Annotated in this window: 15 protein-coding genes; 11 read left to right on the top strand and 4 right to left on the bottom strand. The window is 56.1% G+C overall.

Going from position 1 to position 15,794, the window contains the following annotated elements; all coding sequences use genetic code 11:
- Nucleotides 1–195 precede the first annotated feature (195 nt).
- Nucleotides 196–387, top strand: coding sequence for a hypothetical protein (locus tag BLR44_RS11800; RefSeq protein ID WP_089682045.1), 192 nt, complete (start codon nucleotides 196–198; stop codon nucleotides 385–387).
- A 41-nt stretch (nucleotides 388–428) separates the two neighbouring features.
- Here the strand turns inward: BLR44_RS11800 and ade are convergent, their stop codons facing one another.
- Nucleotides 429–2,063, bottom strand: coding sequence for an adenine deaminase (gene ade / locus BLR44_RS11795; protein WP_089682043.1), 1,635 nt, complete (start codon nucleotides 2,061–2,063; stop codon nucleotides 429–431).
- A 452-nt stretch (nucleotides 2,064–2,515) separates the two neighbouring features.
- Between ade and cmk the strand changes: the two genes are divergently transcribed.
- The 9 genes from cmk to BLR44_RS11750 all read left to right on the top strand — a co-directional run bounded on the left by cmk (nucleotide 2,516) and on the right by BLR44_RS11750 (nucleotide 11,138).
- Nucleotides 2,516–3,205, top strand: coding sequence for a (d)CMP kinase (gene cmk / locus BLR44_RS11790; protein ID WP_089682041.1), 690 nt, complete (start codon nucleotides 2,516–2,518; stop codon nucleotides 3,203–3,205).
- Nucleotides 3,206–3,321: 116 nt separating this feature from the next.
- Entirely contained in the window at nucleotides 3,322–4,218 is an 897-nt protein-coding gene (locus BLR44_RS11785; protein ID WP_089682039.1) for a 4-hydroxy-3-methylbut-2-enyl diphosphate reductase, read from the top strand.
- A gap of 144 nt (nucleotides 4,219–4,362) precedes the next feature.
- Nucleotides 4,363–5,730 (top strand): Na(+)-translocating NADH-quinone reductase subunit A, encoded by a 1,368-nt coding sequence (locus BLR44_RS11780; RefSeq protein ID WP_089682037.1) that lies wholly within the window; start codon nucleotides 4,363–4,365, stop codon nucleotides 5,728–5,730.
- 21 nt (nucleotides 5,731–5,751) lie between these two features.
- Complete coding sequence (locus BLR44_RS11775; RefSeq protein ID WP_089682035.1) at nucleotides 5,752–6,960, top strand: NADH:ubiquinone reductase (Na(+)-transporting) subunit B; 1,209 nt, start codon at nucleotides 5,752–5,754, stop codon at nucleotides 6,958–6,960.
- On the top strand, nucleotides 6,947–7,777 hold the full coding sequence (gene nqrC / locus BLR44_RS11770) for an NADH:ubiquinone reductase (Na(+)-transporting) subunit C (protein ID WP_089682033.1): 831 nt from the start codon (nucleotides 6,947–6,949) through the stop codon (nucleotides 7,775–7,777). The genes BLR44_RS11775 and nqrC overlap by 14 nt, the downstream gene beginning before the upstream one ends.
- Before the next feature lie 30 nt (nucleotides 7,778–7,807).
- Nucleotides 7,808–8,482 carry an NADH:ubiquinone reductase (Na(+)-transporting) subunit D gene (locus tag BLR44_RS11765; RefSeq protein WP_089682031.1) on the top strand — a complete coding sequence of 225 codons (675 nt, stop codon included), beginning with the start codon at nucleotides 7,808–7,810 and terminating at the stop codon, nucleotides 8,480–8,482.
- 21 nt (nucleotides 8,483–8,503) lie between these two features.
- On the top strand, nucleotides 8,504–9,115 hold the full coding sequence (gene nqrE / locus BLR44_RS11760) for an NADH:ubiquinone reductase (Na(+)-transporting) subunit E (protein WP_089682028.1): 612 nt from the start codon (nucleotides 8,504–8,506) through the stop codon (nucleotides 9,113–9,115).
- A 61-nt stretch (nucleotides 9,116–9,176) separates the two neighbouring features.
- Nucleotides 9,177–9,767, top strand: a complete 591-nt coding sequence (locus BLR44_RS11755) for a DUF502 domain-containing protein (RefSeq protein WP_245706038.1) — start codon at nucleotides 9,177–9,179, stop codon at nucleotides 9,765–9,767.
- A 222-nt stretch (nucleotides 9,768–9,989) separates the two neighbouring features.
- Nucleotides 9,990–11,138, top strand: a complete 1,149-nt coding sequence (locus BLR44_RS11750; protein ID WP_089682024.1) for a Gfo/Idh/MocA family protein — start codon at nucleotides 9,990–9,992, stop codon at nucleotides 11,136–11,138.
- An 83-nt stretch (nucleotides 11,139–11,221) separates the two neighbouring features.
- Here BLR44_RS11750 and BLR44_RS11745 read toward each other — a convergent pair whose 3' ends face one another.
- Both BLR44_RS11745 and BLR44_RS11740 read right to left on the bottom strand, forming a co-directional pair.
- Entirely contained in the window at nucleotides 11,222–12,241 is a 1,020-nt protein-coding gene (locus tag BLR44_RS11745) for a zinc-binding alcohol dehydrogenase family protein (protein ID WP_089682022.1), read from the bottom strand.
- Between the two features lie 54 nt (nucleotides 12,242–12,295).
- Nucleotides 12,296–13,261 (bottom strand): aldo/keto reductase, encoded by a 966-nt coding sequence (locus BLR44_RS11740; RefSeq protein ID WP_089682020.1) that lies wholly within the window; start codon nucleotides 13,259–13,261, stop codon nucleotides 12,296–12,298.
- A 109-nt stretch (nucleotides 13,262–13,370) separates the two neighbouring features.
- On the opposite strand from BLR44_RS11740, the gene BLR44_RS11735 reads away from it, so the two are divergent.
- On the top strand, nucleotides 13,371–14,405 hold the full coding sequence (locus BLR44_RS11735) for a LacI family DNA-binding transcriptional regulator (protein WP_089682018.1): 1,035 nt from the start codon (nucleotides 13,371–13,373) through the stop codon (nucleotides 14,403–14,405).
- Between the two features lie 63 nt (nucleotides 14,406–14,468).
- Here BLR44_RS11735 and fucP read toward each other — a convergent pair whose 3' ends face one another.
- Nucleotides 14,469–15,755, bottom strand: coding sequence for an L-fucose:H+ symporter permease (fucP, locus tag BLR44_RS11730; protein WP_089682016.1), 1,287 nt, complete (start codon nucleotides 15,753–15,755; stop codon nucleotides 14,469–14,471).
- Nucleotides 15,756–15,794 lie beyond the last annotated feature (39 nt).

The raw sequence follows: 15,794 nt of genomic DNA, 5'->3' as shown, positions 1-15,794 counted from the left end.
GAAAATAAAGTTCTTGACAATCAAGAAGTAATAAAAAAACTAAGCAATTATGTGATAATTTTTTGTTAAAATATTCACATTCTATTACATTTGTAAACGAATCCAATCGAAACGACGTAAATCTACCTGTTGCCCGATTTTTTTAATTAATCTTACTTCATTCCCAAACTGGCTACCCGTATGAACTCGAACCATATGAAAGATCTGATCAAGAGCCTGGCTGCCATCAATAACGATCTTAAAAAAATGATTGCCGCAGCGCACAGCAACCTGGAGCAAATGAACAAACGGATGCCTGCGCCCGCTGCCCCGAGTCGGAAAGTAGTGGTTGACCATCGGCTGAACCGTACGGCGCTTGTTCAACATATCCTGACTTCTCAAAACTAGTAGTTCCGTTATCCGCTCTCCCTATCTTTGACGGTCGCGGTCTATTCGACGGGCTTTACGAACGTAAACGCTTCTCCGTCGAACAGACCGCGATCGCTCATTTTCAGCCGGGGTATAACCAGAAGTGCCATAAATGACAGGGTCATGAACGGCGCCCCCAGCCGACTTCCCAATTCTTTGGCCTGCCGGTCGAGCGTAGCATACTGCCTGGCCACCTCGTAGCCGTTTTCTGTACTCATCAGCCCCGCCACCGGCAACGAAAGCACCGCTACCGCTTCTTGATGCACGACTGCAATGCCGCCTTTCTCCCGGATCACCGCGTTGACGGCCCGGCAAAGCGACGCGTCGTCTGCCCCGACCGCCACAATGTTGTGCGAATCGTGTGCTACTGATGAAGCGAGCGCACCCTGCGTTAATCCAAAGCCTTTTATAAACCCGACCGCGGGCGGTGCATCAGGTTGATAGCGATTCACGACCGCAATCTTGAGCAGATCATCGGGCACCGAGGCCTCGATCCACGCGCCCGTCTGCCGATGTGGCAGTTCCAATACGTTCGTAATCAGCTGCCCGTCCAGCGCTTCGATCACCCGCAGGGTAGGGCCTTCGTTCGCCACCCGAAAAGCGGTGGGTTGTTTGGGATGAGCTTCAAAGGAATTGAGCGGCTCGCACGGTTGCGAGGCCAGAGCCGTCAGGCCCTGCTCTGCCACCAGCTCACCATCAATCCAGGTTTTCAATACACGAAACGTTGTTGGATCGTCCACCAGGATGAAATCGGCCGGATCGCCTTCGCGCAACAGCCCGACCGGCATACGATAGTGCACCACCGGGTTGACACACGCCGCCCGCAGCACGTCGTACAGGTCAAATCCCTTGGCCAGCGCACGCTTGACCAGTTGATCGATGTGGCCTTCTACCAGCGCATCGGGGTGTTTGTCGTCCGAACAGAACATCAGGCGCTCCGGCGCTTCGCCCATCAGGTCGATCAGAGCGTCGAAATTGCGGGCCGCACTCCCTTCCCGAATCAGAATGTGCATGCCGCAGGCAAGTTTGTCGCGGGCCTCGTCGGCCGTGAAGCACTCGTGGTCGGTAGAAATCCCAGCCGCGGCGTACTGCCGGGCCTGTTCGCCGCGCAGGCCGGGGGCGTGGCCATCGACCGGCTTGCCGTGCTGGTGGGCCAGGTTGATCTTCGCCATCACGTCGGCATCGCGCTGCAAAACGCCCGGCCAGTTCATCATCTCCGACAGGTAACGCACTTCTTCGCGCGCCAGCAGGTGCGCAACGTCGTCGACCGTCAGGGTCGCACCGGCGGTTTCGAAGGGAGTGGCGGGGACACACGGCGACGCGCCGAAACTGAACTTGAAGGGTACCTTGTTGCCATCTTCGATCATAAATTCCAAGCCCGGTACGCCCAGCACATTGCCGATCTCGTGTGGGTCGGAAACGGTCGCGACCGTGCCGTGCACCACCGCCAGCCGCGCAAACTCGCTGGGCGTCAGCATGGAACTTTCGATGTGTACGTGGGCGTCGACAAAGCCAGGCAGGGCATAATGGGTAACGGGCTGATCGGTCGGAGCAATGCGCCGGATGCGTCCGTCCTGCACGGTAATCTCGGCCGGATAGGTCCGGCGCTGATGCAGGTCGATCAGATGGGTAAAGAGGGTAAACGAGGCAGCCATGGGAGAAAGCTGAGAAAATGGAGCGCCAAGTTATTCATTTTGAAGCGGGTAGGCAGCAAAAGTTACGACTGGGGAGGTTGCGTCGGCATTCTGGTTCAGAGGCGGCGGGGGTAATTGGAACAGGAGGGGGCAGGCGGGAGAGTTGGGGAAACACCGCGGCGTTAATCGCTCTGTATCAACCAGATGCTTACAGCACCTTGTAGGAAAGAATGGTGTTTCTGGTTTGAAAAGTGCACGGTAAGGTACAATTTTGCGGCCTGAAACGCGTAGTCAGTACACGTTCTATTGATGACCTGGATTTCAACACGATGAGAAGACGATTGGTGTATTGGGGACTGATGCTCGCGGTGAGCATGACTGCGCTCGATTCTTGCAAAACCCACAAAAAAGGACGCCAGCAACCGCGCAAGGGCCCGATTCCCTGTCCGGTAAAAGACTGCTGAGCCGCTGTTATGCATAAAATTACCGTAGCCATCGACGGATACTCCGGTTGTGGCAAAAGCACCACCGCCCGCCTCGTGGCTGATGCGTTGCAGTATACCTACCTCGATACCGGTGCCATGTACCGGGCCGTTACCCATTACTTTCTGGAAAATCATGTCGATTGGAACGATGCTGATGCCGTGGCTGCGGCGTTGCCGCGCATTCGGGTCTCGTTCGGCGAACGGCGAGCGGACGGCGGACGCGACACGCTCCTGAACGGCGCCAACGTAGAAGACGCCATCCGGAGCATGGCCGTCTCGTCGAAAGTGAGCGAAGTCAGTGCCGTGCCGGCCGTGCGGCGGTTTCTGGTGGCACAGCAGCAGCAGATCGGCCAGGCAAAAGGCGTGGTGGCCGAAGGGCGCGACATGGGTACCCACGTATTTCCCGAGGCCGAACTGAAAGTATTCGTCACGGCCGACATGGACGTGCGCGCCGAACGCCGGCAGGCCGAGTTGCAGGCCAAAGGGCAGGACGTTTCGTTGCAGGAAATTCGGGATAATCTGACGCATCGCGACCGAATTGATACATCGCGCGACGATACGCCCCTGCGGCAGGCCGACGATGCAGAAGTGCTGGATACCACGCATTTGACCATTCCGCAGCAGGTTGCGTGGGTCGTAGAACGCGCCCGCACACGCATGCACGACGGAAAAGAATGAATTCGTGTATGTGCACCAATTTTCTCGAATTTATGTTGCGAGAGTCGCCATGCGCTGCTAACTAGCGCACGCATCCGTCGTCTGTCTGTCGGAAAGGCTTGAGGGAAACGTATATTATGGAAGTAATCATCGATCAGAATTCCGGATACTGTTTTGGCGTGGAATACGCCATCCAAATGGCCGAAGAGGCCATGAAAGACATTGAGGTACTGTACTGCCTGGGCGACATCGTCCACAACAGCATGGAAGTACAACGCCTGCACGCCAAAGGCCTGCGGGTAATCAGCCGCGAAGAGCTGCAAGCCCTGCACGATTGCAAAGTGCTGATCCGCGCCCACGGCGAACCCCCCGAAACCTACGAACTGGCCCTGCGGAACAACATTGAGCTGATCGACGCGTCGTGTCCGGTGGTGCTGAAACTTCAGAACCGCGTAAAAGCCGCTTACGACAAAACTGCCGACGTAAAAGGGCAGATCGTCATTTACGGGCAGCCCGGCCACGCCGAAGTTGTAGGACTGGCCGGCCAGACCCACGACGAAGCGGTGGTGGTCAAGACCGAAGAAGACCTAAGCCAGATCGACTTCAGCCGTCCCGTGACCCTTTTTAGCCAGACGACCAAAAGCACCGAGGGCTTTTATCACATGAAGGCCATGATCGAGGAACGAATCGCGCAGGCGGGGGGCGAAGCGGGCCTGAAAAACTTCGACGCGAACGACAGCATTTGCCGGCAAGTGTCGAACCGCGAACCCCAACTACGTAAGTTTGCCGCCGAAAACGATGTGATCGTCTTTGTAAGCGGTCGCAAAAGCTCCAACGGCAAAGCCCTGTTTGCGGTGTGCAAAGCCCACAACGAGCAAAGCTACTTTATCGAGAACGAGACGGAACTTCGTCCCGAATGGTTTCGTCCTGAGGACCGTGTAGGGGTCTGCGGAGCCACCTCCACGCCCATGTGGCTGATGGAGCGCGTACGCGACAATTTGCTCAGCAATCCTGAGTTTGAACCTGCACTCTAACTTGAGTCGATTGATACTGAGCGGATTAACCATGTAGGTTCCTAACAATATTTCATGGGATCTTTAGTAGTAAAATTCAGGAGTGGTTACTACTTTTGCCCCGTTTTTTAGTACCCAAAACCTCATCTATTCGCAATCCGGACCATGTCCAAAACCATTAAGCTGAAGAGAGGATTAGACCTTAATCTCGCTGGCAAGGCCGAAAAAAAAATCGTCGATTCTACACCGTCAGAATTGTACGCTGTAAAACCCTCCGACTTTCAGGGCATTGGTCGTCAGAAACTGCTCGTGCAGGAAGGCGATAATGTAAAGGCAGGCACCCCGCTGTTTCGCTCCAAAACGATGGACCGCGTGAACATTACCTCGCCGGTAAGCGGCGAAGTGGTGGAAGTCAAGCGTGGCGAGAAACGCCGGTTGTTGGAGATTCACGTCCTGGCCGACAAACAGATCGAGTACGAATCCTTCCAAAAGTATACGCCCTCGGATCTGATCAACCTCTCGCGCGAAGAAGCCGAAGAGCAGATGCTGGCCAGCGGCGTATGGCCGCACATCATCCAGCGTCCGTTCGGGGTGGTGGCGAATCCGGCCGATACGCCGCAAGCCATCTTCATGTCGGGATTCGATTCCAGCCCCCTGGCGCCCGATTTCGGGTTTGCGTACCGGGGTGAGGAGAAATACCTGCAAGCCGGAATTCAGGTGCTGAAAAAGTTCACCAGCGGAATTTTTCACGTAAACCTGAACGCCGACGCGGAAGTGTCGTCGCTGTTTTCGCAGCTAGAAGGTGTGCAGGTCAATAAATTCAGCGGACCGCATCCTGCCGGAAACGTGGGGGTGCAGATTCACCACTTGGCGCCGATTCACAAGAGCGACCTGGTGTGGACCATTACGCCCGTGGGGGCTATCCAGATCGGTAAACTGTTCCTGGAAGGGAAGTACGACGCCAGCAAAGTGGTGGCCGTGGCCGGCTCGGAAGTAAAGCAGCCTCAGTACTACCGCGTGCTGAACGGCATGCGCATCGACAAGCTGACGCAGGGCAACGTGCACAGCGATAACGTGCGTTTCATTTCCGGAAATGTCCTGAATGGCGAACGCATTGCAGGCAACGGGTTCCTGGGCTTCTACCACAGCATGCTGACGATCATTCCGGAAGGCAATCACCATCGGTTCCTGGGTTGGATCACGCCGATCAAAGAAAAATACAGCTTCCAGCGTGCGTTCGGTCTTCTGTCGTACTTCAATCCGAAAACGAAAGAGTACGTGATGGATACCAACGTGAACGGGGAAGAACGGGCATTTGTACAGACCGGCCTTATGGAAAAAGTGCTGCCGATGGACGTGTACGTCGAGTATCTGCTGAAAGCCATCATGGCGCAGGACTACGATAACATGGAGGCGCTGGGCATCTACGAAATCGTAGAGGAAGATCTGGCACTTTGTGAGTACATCGATGTCTCGAAGATGGAAGTACAGGCCATCGTGCGGGAAGGCATAGAGTTAATGCGCAACAGTTAATTATACCGGATATACAACTTTATGAATGCCATAAGGAAAGCACTTGACGACCTGAAGCCTAACTTTGCGAAGGGCGGAAAGTGGGAGAAGCTCTACTACGGTTTCGAAGCCTTCGAAACGTTTTTATTTACTCCTGATCATACGACTGGAGCGCGCGGCACGCAGATTCGCGACCTGATGGACATGAAGCGGTTGATGATGACCGTGGTTATTGCCATGCTGCCTACGCTGTTTTTCGGCATCTGGAACGCCGGACATCAGCACTACATCGCTGTGGGCGAAGACGCCTCGTTCCTGGAGAAAATCCTGCTGGGTTCCGAACTGGTCCTGCCCATCGTCATCGTTTCGTACGTGGCGGGTCTAACGGTCGAGTTTATCTTCTCGGCCATGCGTCGTCACCCGGTGAACGAAGGATACCTCGTGACCGGGATGCTCATCGCGCTCGTTATGCCGGTGACCATTCCGCTGTGGCAGGTAGCCCTGGCTTGTATCTTCTCTGTCGTCATTGCGAAAGAAGTTTTTGGCGGCACCGGCATGAACGTCCTGAACGTGGCGCTGACCGCGCGTGCGTTTCTCTACTTTGCGTACCCGACCTACATTTCCGGTTCGGAAGTGTGGACTTACCTGGGCGATGCGCAGGCGGTAGAAGGTTTCAGCGGCGCAACGGCGCTGGGCATCATCGCCGAGAACAACGTGACGGCCAACGGGCAAACCGCCCTGGAAGCCCTGGCGAGTATCGGTAGCTGGGCGCCTTACGACCTGTATTCGATCAAGAGTCTGTTCCTCGGTTCCATTCCCGGTTCCATCGGGGAGACCTCTAAACTGATGATCATCATCGGAGCGCTTATTTTATTCATTACGGGCACGGGAAGTTGGAAAATCGTGTTGAGCGTATTGGTAGGGGCGTTGGCAACCGGTTTTCTGGTAAATGCGCTGGCCGTGAACTCTTACATGGCTATGCCGGCCTATTATCACCTGCTGATCGGGAGTTTGATGTTTGGTGCGGTATACATGGCAACCGATCCGGTATCGGCGGCCCATACCGAGACCGGGAAGTGGATCTACGGATTCCTGATCGGGTTCTTTACCATCATCATTCGGGTGTTCAACCCCGTTTATCCGGAAGGCATCATGATGGCCATTCTGCTGATGAACGTGTTTGCCCCCCTGATCGACCATTTTGTAGTAGAAGCGAACAAAAAACGGAGAGTGAAACGTGCAACAGTCTAACGGATACGTCATTGGATTTTCTGCCGGGTTGACCATCATCCTCGGCGGACTACTGGCTCTGGCGGCTACCAGCCTCAAGCCAGCACAACGCAAAGCCCTCGATCTGGATACGAAAACCCAGATTTTGAGTGCGGTAATGGACATCGACAAAAGTAAGGACGATGTGCTGGGCCTTTATGAGCGGCGCATCAAGAGCACCGTGGTCGACATCAACGGCAATGAAGTAACGACCGGTCCCGATGGAAGCCCCATCGTGGCAGAGAAGGTAGAAATTGGCGGCGAATACAAAAAAGCTCCGGAGCAGCGTCTGTATCCGGTCTTCATGCTGACCGAAGAAGGCGATTCCAGCAAGGTAGAGTCTTACATTCTGCCGATGTACGGCAACGGCCTGTGGGATAAGATCTGGGGCTTTGTGGCTTTGGAAAAAGACCTGAACACCATTCGTGGGGTCGTTTTCGATCATAAATCGGAAACACCGGGTCTGGGCGCTCGTATCGCCGAACGCTATTTGCAGGCCCGCTACAAGGGCAAGCACATCTACGATGAAAGTGGCGACCTGGTGTCGGTCACGATGGTGAAAGGCGAATCTGGCAACGATACCAACTACGACGATTTCCACGTAGACGGCATGTCGGGGGCAACGCTGACCGGCAAAGGTGTCAACAACATGTTGCAGGCGTATCTGTCGTACTACGAGCCCTTTATCAAAAAAGTGCAGGGTGGCGATCAGCCGACTTCACCGGGCAAAGAAGTGCCTGCACCGCCGTCAGAGCCCGTTCATAATGTGGACAGCACCTCGCTCTCCCTGAATAATTAATCGAATTACGACGCTTAAATAGCTTGCCTCATGGCTACAGAAACCGCTGAAAAGCCACTAGTAAAGGAAAAACCTTCGGAACCTCTTTTCTCCCCCAAGCGGAGAAAGCTCTTAAAAGATCCGCTTGACGAGTCGAACCCCATCACCGTACAGGTATTGGGCATTTGTTCGGCACTGGCGGTCACGACGCAGATGCAACCGACGTTTGTGATGTCGGTGTCGGTAATTGCCGTAATGGTGCTGTCGAGCTTCACCATTTCGCTGATTCGGAACATCATCCCGAACCGTGTGCGGATCATCGTACAGCTGGCTGTTATCGCGACGCTGGTGGCGTTGGTCGACCAGGTGCTGAAAGCCTACTTCTTCGACATTTCGAAAATGCTGTCGGTCTTTGTAGGGCTGATCATTACCAACTGCATCGTGATGGGCCGCCTTGAAGCCTATGCGATGGGAAACAAGCCTTTCGACTCGATCCTCGATGCGTTGGGGAACGGCATGGGGTACGCCTGGATCATCCTGGCGGTGGCCTTTTTTCGCGAACTGCTCGGCAGCGGCGCGATCTTCGGCTTCAAAGTATTCGAAGCCATCGGCTGGACTACTTACCCGGCCAACAACCTGATGGTTACGCCGATCGGGGCGTTCATGATCCTCGGTCTGATCATCTGGGTACAGCGCTCGATCAGCGGTTACGTAGAGTCTCATTAATTCCAATCCTTTCGCTTCATCATGGAACTTATTAACCTGGGGATCAAATCGATCTTCATCGAAAACATGATCTTCGCCTACTTCCTGGGCATGTGTTCTTACCTGGCCGTTTCCAAAAAGGTCTCTACGGCATTAGGTCTGGGAGCGGCGGTGGTATTCGTACTGGCCATCACTGCGCCTTTGAACTGGCTGTTGCAGGAATTCGTGCTGAAAGAAGGGGCGCTGGCCTGGCTGAGCGCGAGCTTCGCCGACGTGAACCTGGAGTTTCTGCAGTTCATCATGTTCATTGCCACCATTGCGGCGCTGGTACAGCTCGTAGAAATGGTCATTGAAAAAGTATCGCCTTCGCTGTACGGTTCGTTGGGGATCTTCCTGCCGCTGATCGCGGTGAACTGCGCCATCCTGGGTGGCTCGCTGTTCATGATCCAGAAAGAACTCACGTTTGTAGAATCGACCGTCTACGGATTTTCGTCGGGGATTGGCTGGTTGCTGGCCATTGTGGCTCTGGCCGCCATCCGCGAGCGACTGAAGTATTCGAACGTGCCTGATCCGTTGAAGGGCATCGGCATCACGATGCTGATCACCGGACTGATGGGCCTGGCGTTTCTGTCGTTCAGCGGAATCGCCCTCTAGTAGAACTTATCATTCTTTTGATAAAAAGGCTCCGTCATCACGGGGCCTTTTTTGTATGCGTATGAACCGTCTGCTCCGCTATTTTTTTCAAGGACTTTTGCTGGTGGTGCCGCTGGGCGTTACCCTGTACGTCGTCATCGCCTTTGTGCGCGGGGTCGACGTGATTGTTTACCGCTTGATCGAACAGTATGCCGGAGTGCACATCACCGTACCCGGCCTGGGGTTAGTGTTGGCCGCAGCGCTGATCACGCTGTTCGGCTGGCTGGGTTCTACATTTTTGGCCAATTGGTTGTTCCGGTGGACGGATGCCTTGCTCAATCGCCTGCCGCTGGTCAAAATCATCTATACCTCGCTGAAAGATCTGCTCTCGGCGTTTGTGGGGGATAAAAAGAAGTTTGAGCATCCCGTGGTGATCCGCTTGAGCGAGACGTCCGAATTGCGGCGCGTGGGATTTATTACGCAGCCCGATCTGGCGGCGTGGCACCTGCCGGGACAAGTCGCGGTCTATGTGCCTCATTCTTACAACTTTTCGGGCAATGTGTACCTGGTGCCGAAGGGGTGGGTCACGCCCCTGACCATTTCGGGAGCCGAGGCCATGAAGTTTGTGGTGTCGGGGGGCGTGGTGGAACTGCCCCTGCCCGAGCAACCCTAAGCTTTTTGCACTACTTGGGCGCAGACTTGGCAGTTTGTGCAGGAAAATGATACTTTGCTGCCCCGTGCGTCAGCAGGGCCTCTGCTTTTCCGACGGGTGCGATCCGTGACACGCTGCGTACGCACACTTCGGAACCAAGCGGTTCGGGTTTCCCGACTCCAGGCAAAGGCGGCTGGTGCCAAAACAAGTTCTATTCAATCTTCCATTTACTGTACACGTTTCATGCAAAAAACAAAAGTAGGTGTCGCCGGACTGGGCTTTATCGGGCCTGCGCACATCGAAGCCCTCCGCCGCCTCCCCGACGTCGAAGTGGTCGCCGTAAACGACTTCGGCGACGAGATTGCCAAAGCCAAAGCACAAACCCTGGGTATTGAAAAAGCCTACGGCAAGTTTGACGACATGCTGGCCGACCCGGAGATCGAGTGTGTACACATCTGTACGCCCAATTTCCTCCATTTTCCGATGGCCAAAGCGGCCCTGGAAGCCGGAAAGCACGTGGTGTGTGAGAAACCGCTGGCCAACACCGTCAAAGAAGCGGAAGAGTTGGTCGCGCTGGCCGCCAAAACCGGGAAGGTAAATGCCGTGCACTTCAACCTGCGCTACTACCCGCTGATCCGCCACATGCGGACCATGCGCGAAAAGGGCGAGCTGGGGAACATCCATTCGGTAATCGGTACCTATCTGCAAGACTGGCTGTTCTACGCGACGGATTACAACTGGCGCCTGGAGCCGGACAAATCGGGCGATTCGCGGGCCATTGCCGACATCGGCTCGCACCTGATGGACCTGATCGAATACATCACCGGGCTGGAAGTAGTCCAGGTCATGGCCGATTTCGCGACGGTGCACCCCAACCGCAAGAAACCGCTGAAAGAAGTAGAAACCTATTCGGGCAAAATGCTGCAGCCGGAAGACTACGCGGACGTGCCGATCAATACGGAAGATTACGCCACCGTGATGCTCCGTTTCAACGACGGCAGCAAAGGAGTCATTACGGTAAGCCAAGTGTCGGCCGGGCGGAAAAACCGCATCAACCTGGAAATTTCCGGCTCGAAGCAAACCGTGCATTGGTGCTCGGAATCGCCGAACGATGTCTGGATCGGCAAGCGCGATTCGGCCAACGAAGTGCTGATGCGCGATCCGGCCCTGGTTCATCGCGAAAGCGCGGCGCTGATCTCGTTCCCCGGTGGGCATAACGAGGGCTTCCCCGACACGTCGAAGCAATTGTTCAAAGAAGTGTACAAAGCGGTGCGGGAGGGCAAACAGCCCGACAATCCTTCATTCCCGACCTTCGCCGACGGCCTGCGCGAGCTGTTGATCTGCGAGCGCATCATCGAAAGCAACAAGAAACAAGCCTGGGTGAACGTCTAACCCGTTTCCCGGACTGCCTTGCAAAAAGGACCGGCTCCTGTCGAGAAGCCGGTCCTTTTGTTGGTTGCCTGACCCAAAAAACGCTAGAGCGAAACCACCGCCTTGATGACCTGCGATTCGGGCTTGAGCCAGCGCTCAAATTCGTCGACCATGTTTTCGAAACTGCTACGGTGGGTGATCCAGGCGCGCGTATCGATTTTACCTTCTTCCATCATGCGGATGATCTGTTTGAAGTCGCTCGGCAGGGCGTTCCGGCTCGCCATCAGCGTCAGCTCTTTTTTGTGGAAGTAGGGGTCGTGAAACGAAAAATCGCCCTGAAAAAGACCGATGAACACAATACGCCCGGCAGGCGCGGCATACTCCAGCGCTTTGCTCATAGAATGGCGATTGCCCGTGGCGTCGAATACCACCGTGGGGAGATCACCGTCGAACTGGGCACGTAATTGCGCCAGCGTCTCGTCGCGCGCCGCCACCACGGTGCCGTCGATCGGCAATACGGTTTTCGCAAACTTCAGGCGGTCTTCGTTTACATCCATCACCACCGTACGCGCTCCGGTGGCCGTTGCGAACTGAACCGTCGCCAGCCCAATGGGCCCGGCCCCCACCACCAGCACCGTGTCGTCGGCCTGGACGCGCGCCCGGTTCACCGCGTGGCAGCCAATGCCCAGCGGTTCCACCAATGCCAGTGCATCGTAGTCGAGCGTGGCGGACTTGTGGAGGTATTTCGCCGGCATTTTGATGTATTCGCGCATGCCGCCGTCCTGGTGCACGCCGAATACCGAAATGTTTTCGCCACAGTTGGTGAAGCCCCGCCGCACCGCATGGTCCAACTGGGCATTCTGATACGGCTCGACCGAGCATTTATCGCCCACCTTGACGTGATCGACCGCGCTTCCTACTTCCAGCACTTCGACCCCGAGCTCGTGGCCCAGGATGCGGGGATACGAGAAAAAGGGCTGATTGCCGCTGTACGCGTGGTAGTCAGTGCCGCAGATGCCGATTCGGTGCACCTTCAACAGGGCTTCGTCGGGTTGCAGGGTCGTGTCAAAAGGGGTATCGGTATAGTTAAATTTGCCGGGTTCTTCCAGCACAAGTGTTTTCATAACAAGAGATTTTGTGGCAGAGAGGCGCAAAACGGAGGTTTATACCCGTCCGCCTTAAGACCGTTGCTGTACAATGGCGGCCGTCACCGCGTCGAAAAGGTCGCGGGGCAGTACGCCCGCCTGCCAGTCGCGGATGGTGGCTTCAATTTGCGAAATGGTGCGGGCTCCCATCACAATCCGGTCGGCTTCTTTGATGGAGAAGAGGTAACGCTGCGCCAGCGATGCCAGCGGAAGGTTGTGTTGCTGCGCGATGGCGTTTACGGCTTGGGCCGTAGCAACGTCGTCGGTGGTGATCCACGCTGTGTTGGGCGGCTCGGCCACGTAGGCCTCGAACCGGTTGCCCAGCAGCGCCATGTGCAGTGCCGAGGCGGCGTAGTAGGCGATGCCGTGTTTCTGGAAATGGGGCAGATCCTGTTGAAAAGCCGAGAGGTTGCAGGCGTCCAGTTTCAGGAAGCCCGACACTACCTGGAAATTCTCCTGCGTGACGAACGGCCGGAAGCCGTCGGTCGGATTGCCCCCTACGCCCAGCATCCGCGTGTAGCCTTCGGCCTGGAAAGAACGCAGCGTATCCAGAATCTCCTCCATACGATCGAGCGGAACCAGGTGCGGCTCGTGCAGAAACAGCAGGTCCACCTGATCGACGCCCAGTTTCTCCAGGCTGGTCAGCACGCTGCGCCGCATGCTTTCCGGGGAGTAATCAACGTAACACTCATCGGCTTTTTCGGCGGGCAGCCGTCCTACTTTGGTGCTGAGAAACGGGCGCTCGCCGCGCCAGCGTTGCAGGGCTTTGCCCAGAAACTCTTCCGCACGGCTGTACGACGGCGACGTATCGACCGAACCGATGCCTTGCTCGAAGGCATACAACAGGCAAGCGATGCTTTCTTCCGGATCGACGTTTCCCCAGACGCCTCCAAGGCCCGACGTGCCGTACACCAGCCGACTGCCCTTCTGAAAGGCAGGATGGCGGTGGTTCAGGTCGGGCTGATAGGTAGGAGCGATGAGCGAGGTAGAGGTGTTCATAAGCGGTGTTGCAGGTTTGGATAATCAATAGTAGTTGATCTGCACGGGATTCGCCACTCAAAGCTTTGCGCTATATTTGTTTGCGAAACACCTACCGGAACCGGTTTCCATGAAGAAGAAAAGAGTCAGCATCATCGACATTGCCCGCGAACTCAACGTAACGCCTTCCACGGTTTCGCGCGCGTTGAACGGCAGTTCCCGCATCGGGGAGGAGACGCGTCGGGCGGTGATGGACCTGGCAGAAAAGTGGGGGTATCGCCCCAATCCATTCGCCAAAAGTCTGTTGCTCAACAAAACGTTCAACGTCGGGTTGATCATCCCGGAGTTTACACACCATTTTTTTAACTCGGTGCTGAGCGGGATCGAGAGCGTGATGTCGGCCAAAAATTACCACCTCATCATCTGCACGTCGGACGATCGGTACGAGAAAGAAAAGAAGTCGTGTCAGACGCTGATGGACATGCGCGTTGACGGGATTCTGGCCGCCATGGGGGACAGCACCCAGCAGTTCGACCATTTCCATCAGGTCGTGGAAAACGGCGTGCCGCTGGTATTCATCGATCGGTTCTGCGAAGATCTGCCCGCTTCCTACGTCACCACCGACGATTTCAACGGCGCACAGCAGGCCGTGACGCATCTACTGGAGATCGGTTGCCGCCGCATTGCGCACCTGCGCGGGCCGGCTAACGTGTCGACGTCGTTCAACCGTTACATGGGCTATCAGGAGGCGTTGCGCCGGGCCGAGGTTCCACTGGAGCCTGCCTGGGTGATCGACGGGTTTGAACCCGAAGTTTTCGGACCGCGCCTGAAGCCGCTGGTTGAGCAGGGAGAGATCGATGCGATTTTTGCCTTCAACGATTATTTAGCCTACGACGCTCTGAAGCTGATCGAACAGTGGGGCAAACGCGTGCCCGACGACCTGTGCCTGATGGGATACGCCGACGAACCGGTAGCCGAATACGTGACGCCTTCGCTATCGACCGTACGCCAGCCTGCCTATCAGGTCGGGCAACAGGCCGCCCGGTTTTTGTTGTCCCAAATGGAAGCCAAAGAAGCAAACACCCCGGCCACCGAACAGGTACACACCGAAAGCTTAACTACCGAACTGGTGCTGCGCGAATCGACACGGCGCACCCGCGGTTGAAGTGCAGGACGGTAAGAAAAAACCGAGAGAAACGAGTTTCTCCAGATACAGTGCCCCGCTCTTCTAATACTTCTCCGCTTCGGCGTAAGCGGTGGGCACCGGCTGTTGGCGGCGGGTACGGCTTCCGTAATAGGCCACGAGACCGAAGCAGATCAGAGGGATGATAAAGGCCACGCTGATGCTGCCTGCCATGTCCGACACCTGCCCCTGTACCAGCGGCAACAGCGCCCCGCCCAGAATGGCCATGATCAGCCCCGAGCCGCCGATTTTAGTATCGGTGCCCAATCCCTGTAGCCCCAGGCCGTAGATGGTCGGGAACATCAGGGACATGCAGCCGGAAATCATCACGAGGGCGATAACACTCACCAGCCCGCTGAACAAAATGACCATGCCCGTGCAGACCATCGCCAGGATCGCCAGGCTCATCAACATCGCGCCGGGCGAGAAGAATTTCATCAGTGCCGTGCAGATGAAGCGAGAGACGATGAACAGCAGCAACGCGGCCAGGTAGTAATTTGCGGCGGCATCTTCGTCGACACCCAGTTCCTGCATCACGTACCGGATCGTAAACGACCAGACGCAGATCTGCGCGCCAACGTAAAAAAACTGTGCCACGACGGCCCACACATAATTCGAATTTTTAAGCAGTCGGCGGATCGTCGCACCGAAATCCAGCACGTGTGTTTCGTCCGTCGCCTTCGGCATCTTCGTGAACGCGATGACGGCCCAGAGCGCCAGCAGTACCACCGCTACGCCCACATACGGCCCCATGACCGCCGCCAGCTCTTTCGCCTGAATGGCGTTTAACTGCTCGGGCGTCATGGAAGCACGGGCCAGGGCATCGGAGCGGTCCAGTTGCGACAAAATGAAAAACTTGCTGAGCAGCACGCCAATCACCGAACCGATGGGGTTGAACGACTGCGCCAGGTTGAGCCGCCGGGTACCCGATTCTTCCGGTCCCATCGCGATGATGTAGGGGTTGGCCGTCGTCTCCAGGATGGAAAGCCCGCCTGCCAGAATGAACAGCGCCGTCAGGAAGTGGCCGTAGACCATCGTCTGGCTAGCCGGATAAAACAGCAGCGATCCCGCAATGAACAGCCCCAGGCCCACCAGCACGCCGGTTTTGTACGTGTAGCGTTTGATGAGCAGAGCGGCGGGCAGGGCCAGGCAAAAGTACGATCCGTAGAACGCCACCTGAATCCAGGCCGTCTGGAAATCGCTCATGCTCATGATACGCTTAAACGCGGCCAACAAGGTGTCGGTCATGTTGTTGGCCAGCCCCCACATCAGGAACAGGCTGGTAATGAGAACAAAGGGCAGGAGCGGGGTCGACGTGCGAGACGAGTTCATGCGAGGTGGTAGGTTAACGGGGTGTCGTGTGCAGAAAGC

The organism is Catalinimonas alkaloidigena (assembly GCF_900100765.1).
Classification (GTDB): Bacteria; Bacteroidota; Bacteroidia; order Cytophagales; family Flexibacteraceae; genus Mooreia; species Mooreia alkaloidigena.
This window is presented reverse-complemented; position numbering and strand designations above follow the sequence as displayed.